The following is a 13,433-nucleotide window of genomic DNA, read 5'->3' on the forward strand; positions in this document are numbered from 1 at the left end:
AAATGGAGGGAATCCGGGCTTCAGGAATGAGGGAAAGCCACCCGAAGCCATGCAGCCCGGCGACAATCGTTTGCACCAATGAGCGCCAATCAACCTTCCACACCAGCCACAGTGACCATCCGCGACGTCGCCCGCGCCGCCGGCGTGCACGTGTCCACCGTCTCGCGCGCGCTGAGCCCCGAGAAGCGCTCGCTCATCAGCGACGAGGTGCTGCGCGTGGTCGAGGAGGCGGCGCAGCGCCTGGGCTACCGGCCCAACCGCGCGGCCTCGGCGCTGCGCACGGGCCGCACCCACACCATCGGCGTGCTGGTGCCCGACATCACCAACGCGGTGTTCCCGCCGATCCTGCAGGGCATCGAGGCCAGCGCTGCCGCGCGCGGCTACTTCGTGTTCGTCACCAACGTGGTCGACCACGCGCTGGCGCGGCCGGTGCTGGAGCGCATGCTGGCGCAGCGCGTGGACGGCGTGGTCATGGCCACTGCCACGCGCGACGATCCGCTGGTCGACTTCGTCACCAAAGCCGGCATGACGGCCGTGCTGGTCAACCGCGCCGACGAAACCGGGCGCCTGCCGGCCGTGGTGAGCGACGACCGGCTCGCGATGAAGCTCGCGGTCGACCATCTCGTGGGCCTGGGCCACAAGCGCATCGCGCACCTCGCGGGCCCGCAGACCATTCCCACCGGCGTGGGCCGCCGCCTCGGTGTGGAGCAGGCATTGCGCGACCACCGCATGAAGCCCTTCCGCGTGGTGGAGTGCGCGAGCTACAGCCGCGAAGCCGGCGCCGCAGCGATGAAGCAGATGCTCGAGGCGGGTGCCGCGCCGCAGGCGGTGGTGTGCTGCAACGACCTGGTTGCGCTGGGCGCCTACGACGCGTTGCGCGAGGCGGGCCTGCGCGTGCCGCAGGACATTTCAGTCACCGGCCATAACGACATGCCCCTGGTCGACATGGTCGACCCGCCGCTCACCACCATCCGGCTGCCGCACCGCGAGCTGGGCTGGCGCGCGGCCGAGATGCTGTTCGAGGAGATCGACGGCCATTCGATGTCGGCCTCGACCGTGGTGCTGCGCCCCGAGCTGGTGGTGCGCCAGTCGACCGCCGCGCCGGCAGGCACGCGCTGAGCCTTCGCCGCTGCTGCCGCTACCACCACCAGCGGGCGATGTCGTCGCTCAGGCCCATGTAGAGCAGCACCAGCGTGACCAGCACGACGATGCACTTGCTGCGCAGCGACATCTTCGGCTTCGGCGCGAAGACCGCGGCACCGCCCAGAAAGTGCACGCCGCAGTGCGGGCACTGCCGCACCTTGCCGTAGATGAGCTCCCCGCACCGGGCACAGGGCACGTCGTCGGGGCCAGGCTCCGGCGGCGGCGTGCCGGCGTCGCGCCGCCCGTCCCGCTGGCGCTGCTGCTGCAGCCGCGCGCGGCGTTCGCGGTGCGCGGCCAGGTCGATGGGGTCGTTGGGCTTGTCGGACATGCTCTGGTGAGAACGTATCCGGCTAGCGTGCCACACCTGCGCGCGACGTGGGTTTCCTGCGCGCGGCGGGCCGGCGCGGCGGCTTCGCCTCCAGCACCAGCTCGGCCGGCAGCTGGTCGTTCCACGATTCGGTGAAGTAGGCGCGGTCGCTGGGCACCAACTGGGGCAGCGCCTCGCGCAGCAGCGCCAGCGACTGCTCGGCCGCTTTCAGCTCGCCCGCATGCGCCGCGTACCAGGCGTGCTCGAAGAGCAGGCTGCAGTGCTGCAGGCCCGGGTAGCGGCGGCGTCCGGCCTGGTGGTCGGCCAGCCGCGCCTGCGCCACCTGCACCCAGCGCGCGGGCCAGTTGGCCGCGTCGAAGGCATCCGCGAGCGGGCCGGCCAGCTTCGAGATGGCGGCCGGGTCCAGCGGCTTCTGCGCGCGGAATTGCACGAGCGTGGGCTGCCGCTCCGGCCGGCAGTGGCCGCGCGCGATGCGCATCAGGTAGATCGCGTTCCATGCCGAGCGGCCCTGGCCGTCGGTGTGGCCGCAGAGCCATTCGCTGAAGGCGATCCATTGCACCGCGCGGCGGGTGGTGTCGGCGTTGCCGTCGTGCGCCAGTGCCGGCAGGTCGGCCAGGCCCACGCGGTCGAAGAGCCATGCGGCCATGCCCATGTTGGCGGCCACGTGCTGCGCGGCGTCGAAAGAGTGCGATTCGAAGGCGGCCGCCAGCGCCTCGCCGAAGCGCTGCAGCGATTCCTCGGCCAGCGCGGCGGCGGCGGGCTTGTCGTCGGCCGCGAGCGCCAGCGCGCGCGAGCGGCAGGCCAGCGCCCACAGGTTGCACCACTCGAAGCGCACGTCGGGATGGTGGCGCAGCACCAGGGCGCGCACCGCGTCTTCGGCCATGCCGCTCAGCAGCGACTGCGCCAGCGGCAGGTCGCGCGCGGTGTAGGCGCACCATGCGGAAACGATGCACTCCATCGCGCCCAGGTAGTCGTTGCCCGCCACGTGGTGCGCGAGCCGCTGCTTCTTGAGCGCCTGCAGCCGGCGCCGTGCCTGCTCGTTGTCGCCGAGGCGGCGCCACAACATGGCCTCGTTGAGCGTGACCAGCGCGCGCTGGAAGTCGGTGGCCGCCAGCGTGCCGGCGAGGCGGATCGATTCGAGGGCGTTGCCCCCTGCGTTCTCGCCGGCCTTCTCGCCCGCGACGGGCGCCATCAGCCGCCCCTGCCGCGCCGCCTGCTGCGAGGCGACGAGCTGCTTCCAGAACGCCGCGTCCTGCAGGTGCACCGCGTCGGGCGGCGGCGAGCCAGCGGCCTGGCGCGAGGCGCGCGAGCGCAGGCCGAGGAAGGACGCCACTTCTGCCGCGGTGGCCGCGCGGCCTTCCACCAGCACGCGCACGCGCTTCGCCTCGGCGGCGGGCAGCCAGAAGGGGCCCTGGCTGCGCCGCTCGGCATTCAGGAAGCGGGGCTCGCGCTGCGTGTCCTCGCCCCAGCCGGCGTCGATGCCCCAGGCCTTGAAGTCGCGGAACGCGCGGCTCACCACCATGCGCAGGGTGCTGGCGTCGGAGACCTCGCCGCGCAGGTCGGCCAGCCGCACGACATCGGCGCCGGCCTCGTGGGCATGCTGCATGCGTACCAGCAGCCACAGCGACTGGAAGGCCGCGCGCCGGCCGTTCACCGACTGCGGCGAGGTGAGTTCGATGGAAACCTGGTTGGCGTGTGGGGCTGGCTTGGGCACGCCCCCGATTTGAACCTCAAAACGGGGCGCTACCTGAAGATGACGCCGCAGAAGAAGGCTCGGCCCCGCCTTCAGTACCGGTGCTCGTCCAGCAGCCCCGGCACTTCGCTGCGTCCGATGCCCAGGTCGCGCAGATCGTGCTCGCTCATGCCGGCGAGGTGCCGCGAATCGGCGCGGGCGCGGCGGCGATTCACCACGCGGCGGCGCCAGCCGCGCAGGGCATGGATCAGGCGTTGATGAAAGGACGTTGGCTTAGGCGCATTCACGATGGGCTCCTTGGTTGGTGCGCTCATCTTCCCGCCGGGCGTGGTATTGTGGAAGTTGAGAATTCTGAGCCTGGCAATCAGGCTTCCTGATACCGGCACAGCCCATGCGACAGCTCAACCTCGATCAACTGCGCACCCTCATCGCCATCGTCGACCTCGGCACCTTCTCTGCGGCCGCCCAGGCGCTGCACCTTGCCCAGCCCACGGTGAGCCTGCACATCAGCGAACTCGAATCGCGCCTGGGCGCGGCGCTGGTGGTGCGCGGCAACCGCCGCATCACGCCGACAGCGGCCGGCTCGGCGCTGGTCGAGCGCGGGCGAAAGCTGCTGCGCGACACCGACGACGCGGTCGAGGCGGTCAAGCGGCAGGCCGAGGGGCGGGTGGGCCGCGTGCGTCTCGGTACTTCCACCGGTGTCCTGGTCGACCTGCTGCCGCAGGTTCTGGAGGCGCTGGGCGCGGAGCATTCGGGCATCGACGTGGAGGTGAGCATCCGCGGCTCCTTCGAGGCCATGGAGCGGCTGGCCGCGGGCACGCTCGACATCGGCCTGGTCGCCATTCCGCAGCCGCCGTTGCGCGGCATCGTCGTCACGCCCTGGTGCGAGCAGCCCATGATGGCCTTCGTGCCGCGCCGCTGGAAGGCGCCGAAGCGCGTCACGCCGGCATGGCTGGCGGCGCAGCCGCTGATCTTCAACGAGGCGACCACGCACATGTACCGCCTCACCATGGAGTGGTTCGCCGCCGCCGGCTTCGCGCCGCGCGCGCGCATCGAGCTCAACTACGACGCCGCCATGCGCAGCCTGGTGGCCGCCGGCTACGGCGCCGCACTGCTGCCGCTGCAGCAGTCCACCGATACCTTGCCGAGCAACGACCGCATGCAGATCCTGCCGGTGAGCCCGAAGCTCACGCGCCGCGTGGGCATCGCGCACCGCCAGCATGCGCTGCTCGACGGCGCGACGCTGAGCGTGCTCGAGGTGCTGAAGACCTTCAGCCAGGCCTGAAAGAACGCGCCGCCCCGGCTCAAGCCGCGTCGGGCTTGCGCATGCCCAGCGAGAGGATCTCGTTGGCGTTCACGATGGCCGTCGCTATCTCCTCGGTGGTGGTGCGCTTGCTCATGGCCTGGTCGCGGATCAGGTCGTAGGCCTGGCCCTCCGACACGTCGTGCGTCTTCATCAGGATCGCCTTGGCCTCCGTGATGCGGCGCTGGCCCAGCAGCTTGGCCTCCACCTTGCGCAGCCGCTTGGCCAGCGAGCGCGCCTCCTTGTGCGCCTCGCGCGCCACCACCAGCGCCGAGAACAGCCCGAAGGAGCGCACGGGGGAGGGCAGCACCGCCTTGGCGCCGATCTCCAGTACGGCCTCGATGATGGTCGGGTTCTCGTAGGTCACGACGGCGATGATGGCCGGCGCGTCCTCGCTCTTCGTCCACTCGAAGCGCAGGTTGATGAAGTCCGGCCGCACCGCCATGAAGGCCACGTCAATGCCCTCGGGCAGCACCTGCACCGGCGGCCAGAAGGCCTGCACCTGGCAGCCGATGCGCTGCAGCTGCTGCGTGAGCTGGCGGCCGTCGCTGTCGTCGGGGTGGATCACGGCGATCTTCAGCAGCCGCAGCTCCTTGAGCTGCGGCGGGGTCACGCGCAGGGTGTGCCGTTTCGGGGCGGGGCTGTCCACTCAGGCCTCCCGCCGGGCCGCCCCAAGGGAGGCCGGCACCCCCTCGGGGGGCAGCGAATACACGCAGTGATGAGCGTGGGGGCACATTTCAGGTCTCCAGCGTGTCGAGCCTGGCGGTCCAGTCGCCCAGCGAGTGGGTGACCAGATAAGGGTCCGGATACACCGCCCGCGTCGCCTGTCGCACGATGGTGAAGCGGCCGTGCGCATCGACCCGGCCGATGCGCGGATACAGGCAGGTGTGGTGGTTGGTCGGGTCGATCTTCACCAGCCCCTGCGGCGCGTCGAACTCGCTGCCCAGGATGTGCGGCAGGATCTCCGCGATGCCGTCGCTGCCCGCCTGCCGGTAGGCGTTGGCGAAGATGTGCATCTGGAAGTAGGACGCTTCCCAGCACAGGTTGGGCACGCAGCCGTCGCCGAAGCGCGCGCGCAGCATCGCCAGGCAGCGCCGGTTGGCGGCCGAGTCGATCGACTGGAAATACGGCGCCGCCGTGAAGTGCCCTGTCGCCACGCCGTGGCCCATCTGCGAGATCTCGGCCTCCGAGGTCGTGAGGCTGGCGATGGGCATGGTCTTCGGGTCGAAGCCGGCCTCGGCGTAGGCGCGGTACAGGCTCGCGGTGGAATCGCCCACCACGGTCGAGAAGATGAAGTCGGGCCGCTTGTCGCGGATGTCGTCCATGATGGCCCGGTAGTCGCGCTCGTCCGCGTCCAGTGCCACATAGCGCTCGCCGAGCTTTTCGCTGCCGGGGCGCTGCATCACCAGCTCGCCCATGATGCGGTTCGACTCGTAGGGGTAGATGTAGTCGGAGCCGATCAGGTACACGCGCGCGCCGAAGTTCGTGGTCATGAACTCGGCCAGCTGCACGCTGTTCTGGTTGGGCGCCGCGCCGGTGTAGATCACGTTGCCCGAGTACTCGAAGCCCTCGTAGAGCGTCGGGTAGAAGAGCAGCTTGTTCCACTTCTCGATCACCGGGATCACGGCCTTGCGGCTGCTCGACATGTAGCAGCCGAAGATCACGTTCACCCGGTCCTGCACGATCAGCTTCTCGGCCAGCTGGGCGTAGCGCGCGGGGTTGGACTGCGGGTCGTAGCGCACGGCCACGACCTCGCGGCCGTCCACGCCGCCGGCCGCGTTGATCTCCTCGATGCCGAGCAGCGCGCCCTGCAGCTGCGAGAGTCCGATGGTCGATGTGACGCCGGTTTCCGAATAGAGGATGCCGACGCGAATGGGGTCCTTGTCAGCCACGCTGAAGTCTCCTGGGGTGTCGGATCATCATAGTCTTAGCTCGGTGCTCTGCAGTGGGCTTCAGTGCGCCGCCGCGAGCCGCGCGCTCATACGCGCCAGCCGCGCCGGCAGGCTGCGCGCATCGTCGGCGATGCAATAGTTGCGCCAGCCGAAGATGCGCCGCACATAGGCGTCGGCCGCGCCGTCCACCGCGATGCAGGCCGCGCGCACGCCGGCCTCTCGCGCCTCGGCCACGGCCTGGCGGGCGTCCTCGATCAGGTAGCGCGGGTCGTGCACGTCGATGTCCGAAGGCGCACCGTCGGTCACCAGCAGCACCGCGCGCTGGCCCGGCGGCTCGTCGCGCATCAGCGCGGCTGCATGGCGCAGCGCGGCGCCCATGCGGGTCGAGTAGCGCCCTCGCACCGCGCCGATCATGGCGCGCGCGGGCGCGTCCAGCGGCCGGCCCGATTCGAGCAGGCGGTAGTAGTACACCTCGGCGCGCGTGTTCGACGAGAAGCCGTGGATCGCGAGCCGGTCGATGCCGCGTGCGTTCGACGCCGCCAGCAGCAGCGCCGCCTGTTTCTCGATGTCCAGCAGCGAGGCGGCATTCGCGCCGGGGTCGTTGGCCGAGGCCGAGAGGTCGAGCAGCACCAGCACGCTCGACGGGCGCGGCCCCTTGCCCGCGCGCATGAAGAGCCGCGCGTCGGGCCGCAGCCGCAGTCGCCGGTCGACCAGCACCTCGATGGCGGCGTTCAGGTCGATGTCGTCGCCTTCCCACTGGCGGCGCAGGCGATGCGTGCGGTCGAGATGGCGCGCGCGGGGCAGGGCGAGCGGCTGGATGCGCTCGCGGTTGAGCGCGGCCTCTTCGCGCGCGGGCGAGAGCCCCTGCCATGTCGGCAGCTTCTCGATCACCGTGCACCAGTCGGGGCGCAGGCGTTCGAGCTTGCGGTCCCACTCGGGATAGGTGTAGCGGCCGATTTCCATGTCGCTCCCGGCTTCGAGGGGCGGTGCATCGCCCGCATCGGACGGAGGGGGCGGGCGCGCGCCTGCCTGCTGCAAAGCGATGGCCTCGTCGGGCGGCACGTCGGCCTCGCCGAAATCCCACAGGTAGCTGTTGTCGTCGCGCCAGGGTGCGGGCACGGTGTAGTCGCGGGGCTCGAAGCGCACGCGCATCTGGCCGAGGTCGTTTGCGAGAACCGAGGCGATGGCGCGGAAGGCGTCGTAGTCCTCCAGCCCTGCGTTGGCTGCGGTCTCATCGAACAGGCGGCATGCCTTGTTCACCCAGTGGTTGTCGTCCTGCGACGCGGGCAGAAGAAGCAGGCGGTCCATGCGCGAGACGAGTGCCGCGAAGCCCAGGTCGAGCAGATCGGGTGCTGGCGGCAGCGACGCGGCGAACCAGCCGTGCAGGCCGGGAAAGTCGCGGCACAACAGCCGCTCGACGCGCGCATCTTCGATGGCCGAGACGATGGCGATGCCCATGGGCCCGAGCGTGTGCGCCGGCCGCGCGGCCCGCGAATGGCGCAGGTGCGCGACCGCATGCGCGACCATGGCGCGGCGAAGTCCGGGCCCGCCAGCGCTTTCCGGCAAGAGCAGCTTGCGACCGGTGAGCACGGCGCGCGCGCCCGGCAGCGTCTGCACTTCCACGTCGATGCCGGCCAGTCCGCGCGCCAGCAGCGCCAGCGCGGCGAGTCCATCCTTCATCCGAACTGCGCCTCGACGAAGCCCTGCAGCGCGCTCGCCATGTCGGGGTCATCGGTCAGCGCCCGCGTCATCGTCATCTCGCAGCTCTCGCGCGGCGTCACGCCGTCGCGGATCAGCACGCCCGCATAGATCAGCATGCGTGTCGACACGCCCTCGTCGAGCCCGCGATGCTTGAGCTCCCGCGAGCAGTGCGCGATGGCCACCAGCTTCGAGGCCAGGTCGAGCCCGACCCCGGCCTCGTGCGCGACGATCTCCGCCTCCAGCGTGCTCGCCGGGTAGTCGAACTCCAGCGCTGCGAAGCGCTGGCGCGTCGACGGCTTCATGTCCTTGGCGCTGCTCTGGTAACCGGGGTTGTATGAAACGACAAGCTGGAAGTCGGGGTGCGCATGCACCAGCTCGCCCTTCTTGTCGAGCGGCAGGATGCGCCGCGCATCCGTCAGCGGGTGGATCACCACCGTCGTGTCCTGCCGCGCCTCCACCACCTCATCGAGGTAGCAGATGCCGCCATGCCGCACCGCGAGCGTGAGCGGCCCGTCGTGCCAGGCGGTGCCGTTGGCGTCGAGCAGGTAGCGCCCGACGAGGTCCGAGGCCGTCATGTCCTCGTTGCAGGCCAGCGTCACCAGCGGCCGGCCCAGCGACCAGGCCATGTGCTCCACGAAGCGCGTCTTGCCGCAGCCGGTCGGCCCCTTCAGGATCAGCGGCATGCGGTGGCGGTACGCCTGCTGGTAGAGCGCCACCTCGTTGCCGGCGGGCCGGTAGAAGGGCTCGGTCTCGATGCGGTAGCTGGCCAGCGGATCGTGGACGGGTGCGTTCATCGTGCGTCGCGGCTCTCTCAGCGGTGCTTGGCCGGTTCGTTCGGAATGCCCTCGATCGGGCACTCGGGCGTGCCCACCGTGCTGCGCGTGAACGACTCCACCATCTCGCGCGTGCCCTCGGGGTCGTTGATCCACTTCGTGTAGAAGTTGTAGGGGCAGGCCGCCACGCCTTTGTCGCCGTCGCCGGAGTTGATGGTGCCGGTGTAGCCGCGGTGCACCAGCTTGAACAAATGGTTCTGCGACTGGCCGTTGCGGCGCGCGTCGCGGATCAGGCCCATCGAGAGCTCGGCGTAGTTGATGCCCATCTCCTCCTCGCCGCATTCGCCCAGCGTGCGGCCGTCGAAGCCGATGAGTGCCGAATGGCCGAAGTACGAGTAGACGCCGTCGAAGCCGGCCGCGTTGGCCACCGCCACGTAGGTGTTGTTCATGAAGGCCATGGCCTTCGACACCATGATCTGCTGCTCCTTGGCCGGGTACATGTAGCCCTGGCAGCGGATGATGAGTTCGGCGCCGCGCATCGCGCAGTCGCGCCAGATCTCGGGGTAGTTGCCGTCGTCGCAGATGATCAGGCTGATCTTCATGCCCTTGGGGCCTTCGCTCACGTAGGTGCAGTCGCCCGGATACCAGCCCTCGATCGGCACCCACGGCATGATCTTGCGGTACTTCTGGACGATCTCGCCCTTGTTGTTCATGAGGATCAGGGTGTTGTAGGGCGCCTTGTTCGGGTGCTCCTCGTGGCGCTCGCCTGTCAGCGAGAACACGCCCCACACGTTGGCGCGCCGGCAGGCGTCGGCGAAGATGGCCGTCTCCTCGCCGGGCACGGTGGCGGCGGTGTCGTACATCTCCTTGGCGTCGTACATGATCCCGTGCGTGGAGTACTCGGGGAACACCACCAAGTCCATGCCCGGCAGGCCCTTCTTCATGCCGACCAGCATCTCGCCGATCTTGCGTGCGTTGTCCAGCACCTCGGCCTTGGTGTGCAGGCGGGGCATCTTGTAGTTGACGACCGCGACGCCCACGCAATCGTTGCTGCTCGAAATATCACCGTGTCTCATGGGACTGCTCCTGGAAAAAGGGTTGAGGAAAAAAAGGAGGGCTACACGGTCAGGAAGGACCTGACCTTGTCCTGGTCGAGCGTGGCGCGTGCCTCGTCGTGCACGAGCCGGCCGCGGTCGATGACGAGGAAGCGGTCGGCCAGGTCGAGCGCGAAGCTCAGCACCTGCTCCGACACCACGACCGCGAAGCCGCGCTCGGCGCGCAGCACGTTCAGCGTCTGCGCGATCTCCTTGATGATCGAAGGCTGGATGCCCTCGGTCGGCTCGTCGAGGATCAGCACCTTCGGCTCGGAGATCAGCGCGCGCGCTATGGCCAGCATCTGCTGCTGGCCGCCCGAGAGGTTGCCGGCCTTGCGCTGCCGCATGTCCTTGAGCACCGGGAAGAACCGGTAGAGGTACTCGGGCACCGTGCGGTGGCCCGACTTCGCGGCGCCCGAGAGGATGTTCTGCTCCACCGTGAGGAAGGGGAACACCATGCGCCCCTGCGGCACGAAGGCCAGGCCCTGCGCCACGCGCCGGTGGCTGGGCAGCGCCGTGATGTCGGCGCCGCCCAGGCGGATGTGGCCGCTGCGCGCGGGCAGCAGGCCGATGAGCGACTTCAGCAGCGTGGTCTTGCCCATGCCGTTGCGGCCCATGACGGCGACCGCCTCGTCGGGCGCGACATGCAGCGACACGTCGCGGATGACGTGCGATTCGCCGTACGCCACGTTGAGTCCGGAAACTTCGAGCATCTGCGTTCTTCCTTCCGTGCTCAGTGGCCGAGGTACACGTCGATCACGCGCGGGTCGGCCTGCACCTCGGCGGCCGTGCCTTCGCTCAGCAGGCGGCCCTGGTGCAGCACGGTCACGCGGTGCGCGATGCGCTTGACGAAATCCATGTCGTGCTCGATCACCACCAGCGACTTGCCCGAGGCGATGCGCCGCAGCAGGTCGCCGGTCTGCTCGCGCTCGCGCGGGCTCATGCCGGCCACCGGTTCGTCCAGCAGGAGCAGCTCGGGCTCCTGCATCAGCAGCATGCCGATCTCCAGCCACTGCTTCTGGCCGTGGCTGAGCTGGCCCGCGCGGCGGTCGAGCTGGTCGAGCAGGAACACGTCGGCCGCCATCGCATCGATGCGCTCGCGCAGCGCGGCCGTGCGGCGGAATGTCAGCGACTGCAGCAGGCCGTGCATGCGCGGCAGCGAGATCTCGAAGTTCTCCAGCACCGTGAGGTCTTCGTAGACCGAGGGCGTCTGGAACTTGCGGCCCACGCCGGCGCGCACGATCTCGTGCTCGTTCATGCGCCCGAGGTCTGCGTCGTTGAAGAGCACGCGGCCCGAGCTCGGCTTCGTCTTGCCGCACACCATGTCCAGCAGCGTGGTCTTGCCCGCGCCGTTGGGGCCGATGATCACGCGCAGCTCGTTGCGCTCCACCGCGAGGCTCAGGCCGTCCACAGCCTTGAAGCCGTCGAAGGACACGGTGAGGTCTTCCACGCGCAGGATCTGCTCGCTGGAGGGCGGCACCGCCGAAGCGGCGCGCGGCAAGCCGCCGTTGGAGTTGGCATTGGGCATCGTCATCGTCGCGTTCATGGCGCCGCCTCCGCGCCGCGCCGGCGCAGCAGCTTCTCGCCCAGCCCCGCGAGGCCGTTGGGCATGGCCCAGACCACGAGGATGAACACGGCACCGAGGAAGTACAGCCAGCCTTCGGGAAAGGTCTCGGACAGGTACGACTTGAGAAAGCCGATCAGCAGTGCGCCGACCACCGCGCCCGGAATCGACAGCCGCCCGCCGACTGCCGCGTAGATCACCATCTCCACCGATGCCACCACGCCGATCACGCCCGGCGCGATCAGGCCCACCTGCAGGCTGTAGAAGGCCCCGCCGATCGACGACAGCACCGCGGCCACCGCGAAGACGAAGGCCTTCATGTGCGCCGTGTTGTAGCCGCTGAAGCGCACGCGGTCTTCGCGGTCGCGGATGGCGATGAGGATCTTGCCGAAGCGGCTGCGCACGACGAGCAGCGACAGCGCCATCACCAGCGCGATGGCCAGCACTTCCACGAAGTAGATCGTGCGCTTGGCCTCGTCGCTTGCGATGTCCAGGCCCAGCAGCGTGCGGAAGTCGGTGATGCCGTTGGCGCCGCCGGTGTCGCCCTGCTGGCCGATGACCACCACGGTGAGCGTGAGCGCCAGCGACAGCGTGACGATCGCGAAATACACGCCGCTCACGCGCCGTTTGAAGATCGCGTACGAGAACACGTAGGCCAGCACCGCCGGCACCACGAGGATGCCCGCCACGGTCCAGCCCAGCGAGTGGAAGGGAATCCACCACGAAGGCAGCTGGTCCACGCTGCTCCACACCATGAAGTCCGGCAGCTCGGGCGCCGAGGCTTCGAGCTTGAGGAACATGGCCATCATGTAGCCGCCCAGGCCGAAGAACATGCCCTGGCCCAGGCTCAGCACGCCGCCGTAGCCCCAGGTGAGCACCACGCCAATGGCGACGAAAGCGAAGGCCAGGTACTTGCCCACGAGGTTCAGGCGGAAGGCGTCGAGCGCGAGCGGCAGCACCAGGGCCAGCAGAACGAGGACGGCGGCCATCGAGCCGATGTCGCTCCTGCGTTGGGGAGAGAGCTTGGACAGCATGCTCAGCTCCTCGAACGGATCGCGAACAGCCCGTTGGGGCGGAAGTACAGCACCACGATCACCAGCAGCAGGATCGTCGCCTTGGCCATCGAGCCGCTCATCAGGTACTCGAGCCAGGTCTGGGACTGCGCGATCGAGAAGCCCGAGAGCGCGGTGCCCACCAGGCTCTGCACGCCGCCGAACACCACCACGATGAACGAGTCGACGATGTAGAGCTGCCCCGTGCCCGGGTTGGTCGAGCCGATCATGGTGAACACCGAGCCCGCGATGCCCGCGAGGCCGGAGCCCAGCGCGAAGGTCATGGCGTCGACGCGGTGCGTGTCGATGCCCACCGCGCCCGCAATGGCGCGGTTCTGTGTCACCGCGCGCACCTTGAGTCCCCAGGGCGTGCGGTACAGCAGCAGGTACACGCCGGTCGCCACCAGCGCGGTGAGCCCCACGATGAAGATGCGGTTCAGCGGCAGCTGGATGCCCGCCGTCGGCTCCCACGCTCCTGCGAGCCAGGAGGCCAGCGGCACGCTCACCTCCTGCGCGCCGAAGATCGAGCGGTAGGCCTGCTGCAGCATCAGGCTCAGGCCCCAGGTGGCGAGCAGGGTGTCCAGCGGCCGGTCGTAGAAGAAGCGGATGAAGCCGCGCTCCAGCAGGTAGCCGAACGCGAAGGTCACGGCGAACGCGAATGGAATCGCGGCGAACAGGTACAGGTTCATGAGGCCCGGCGCGAAGTGCTCGAAGAAACGCGCCGCCAGGTAGGTCATGTAGGCGCCGAGGGCCATGAGTTCGCCGTGCGCCATGTTGATGACGCCCATCAGGCCGAACACGATGGCCAGCCCGATCGCCATCAGCAGCAGGATGGTGAACAGGCTCACGCCGTTGAACACCTGCATCACCGCGATGTCGAAGTTCATCGC

14 protein-coding genes are annotated in these 13,433 nt (G+C 69.3%); 2 read left to right on the top strand and 12 right to left on the bottom strand.

Features of this window, described 5'->3' with window-relative positions; translation table 11 throughout:
* The first annotated feature begins 78 nt into the window (after positions 1 to 78).
* Positions 79 to 1,119 (top strand): LacI family DNA-binding transcriptional regulator, encoded by a 1,041-nt coding sequence (locus ABL843_RS00855; protein WP_369660111.1) that lies wholly within the window; start codon positions 79 to 81, stop codon positions 1,117 to 1,119.
* Positions 1,120 to 1,138: 19 nt separating this feature from the next.
* Here ABL843_RS00855 and ABL843_RS00860 read toward each other — a convergent pair whose 3' ends face one another.
* The 3 genes from ABL843_RS00860 to ABL843_RS00870 form a co-directional block, all read right to left on the bottom strand.
* The gene (locus ABL843_RS00860; protein ID WP_184638889.1) at positions 1,139 to 1,471 is read right to left on the bottom strand and encodes a hypothetical protein; all 333 of its coding nucleotides are present in this window, start codon (positions 1,469 to 1,471) and stop codon (positions 1,139 to 1,141) included.
* 22 nt (positions 1,472 to 1,493) lie between these two features.
* Complete coding sequence (locus tag ABL843_RS00865; protein WP_418118672.1) at positions 1,494 to 3,185, bottom strand: hypothetical protein; 1,692 nt, start codon at positions 3,183 to 3,185, stop codon at positions 1,494 to 1,496.
* A 71-nt stretch (positions 3,186 to 3,256) separates the two neighbouring features.
* Entirely contained in the window at positions 3,257 to 3,451 is a 195-nt protein-coding gene (locus ABL843_RS00870; protein ID WP_126021252.1) for a DUF1127 domain-containing protein, read from the bottom strand.
* A gap of 104 nt (positions 3,452 to 3,555) precedes the next feature.
* On the opposite strand from ABL843_RS00870, the gene ABL843_RS00875 reads away from it, so the two are divergent.
* Positions 3,556 to 4,449, top strand: a complete 894-nt coding sequence (locus ABL843_RS00875; protein ID WP_126020525.1) for a LysR family transcriptional regulator — start codon at positions 3,556 to 3,558, stop codon at positions 4,447 to 4,449.
* A 19-nt stretch (positions 4,450 to 4,468) separates the two neighbouring features.
* On the opposite strand, the gene ABL843_RS00880 is transcribed toward ABL843_RS00875, so the two are convergent.
* The 9 genes from ABL843_RS00880 to urtB form a co-directional block, all read right to left on the bottom strand.
* On the bottom strand, positions 4,469 to 5,116 hold the full coding sequence (locus tag ABL843_RS00880; protein WP_184638883.1) for an ANTAR domain-containing response regulator: 648 nt from the start codon (positions 5,114 to 5,116) through the stop codon (positions 4,469 to 4,471).
* 88 nt (positions 5,117 to 5,204) lie between these two features.
* Complete coding sequence (locus ABL843_RS00885) at positions 5,205 to 6,359, bottom strand: transporter substrate-binding domain-containing protein (RefSeq protein ID WP_184638881.1); 1,155 nt, start codon at positions 6,357 to 6,359, stop codon at positions 5,205 to 5,207.
* Between the two features lie 60 nt (positions 6,360 to 6,419).
* Entirely contained in the window at positions 6,420 to 8,039 is a 1,620-nt protein-coding gene (locus tag ABL843_RS00890; RefSeq protein ID WP_418118673.1) for a nitric oxide reductase activation protein NorD, read from the bottom strand.
* On the bottom strand, positions 8,036 to 8,854 hold the full coding sequence (locus ABL843_RS00895) for a CbbQ/NirQ/NorQ/GpvN family protein (RefSeq protein ID WP_418118674.1): 819 nt from the start codon (positions 8,852 to 8,854) through the stop codon (positions 8,036 to 8,038). Before ABL843_RS00895 ends, ABL843_RS00890 begins: the two co-directional genes overlap by 4 nt.
* Before the next feature lie 17 nt (positions 8,855 to 8,871).
* On the bottom strand, positions 8,872 to 9,909 hold the full coding sequence (locus tag ABL843_RS00900; RefSeq protein WP_093195659.1) for an aliphatic amidase: 1,038 nt from the start codon (positions 9,907 to 9,909) through the stop codon (positions 8,872 to 8,874).
* A gap of 41 nt (positions 9,910 to 9,950) precedes the next feature.
* On the bottom strand, positions 9,951 to 10,640 hold the full coding sequence (gene urtE / locus ABL843_RS00905; RefSeq protein WP_418118675.1) for an urea ABC transporter ATP-binding subunit UrtE: 690 nt from the start codon (positions 10,638 to 10,640) through the stop codon (positions 9,951 to 9,953).
* Between the two features lie 20 nt (positions 10,641 to 10,660).
* Positions 10,661 to 11,455, bottom strand: coding sequence for an urea ABC transporter ATP-binding protein UrtD (gene urtD, locus ABL843_RS00910; protein WP_418120543.1), 795 nt, complete (start codon positions 11,453 to 11,455; stop codon positions 10,661 to 10,663).
* Positions 11,456 to 11,469: 14 nt separating this feature from the next.
* Positions 11,470 to 12,525 carry an urea ABC transporter permease subunit UrtC gene (urtC, locus tag ABL843_RS00915; protein ID WP_418118676.1) on the bottom strand — a complete coding sequence of 352 codons (1,056 nt, stop codon included), beginning with the start codon at positions 12,523 to 12,525 and terminating at the stop codon, positions 11,470 to 11,472.
* 2 nt (positions 12,526 to 12,527) lie between these two features.
* Complete coding sequence (gene urtB / locus ABL843_RS00920) at positions 12,528 to 13,430, bottom strand: urea ABC transporter permease subunit UrtB (RefSeq protein ID WP_418118677.1); 903 nt, start codon at positions 13,428 to 13,430, stop codon at positions 12,528 to 12,530.
* Positions 13,431 to 13,433: the final 3 nt, after the last annotated feature.

The sequence above is a fragment of the Variovorax sp. 350MFTsu5.1 genome (genome assembly GCF_048302515.1).
GTDB lineage: Bacteria > Pseudomonadota > Gammaproteobacteria > Burkholderiales > Burkholderiaceae_C > Variovorax > Variovorax guangxiensis.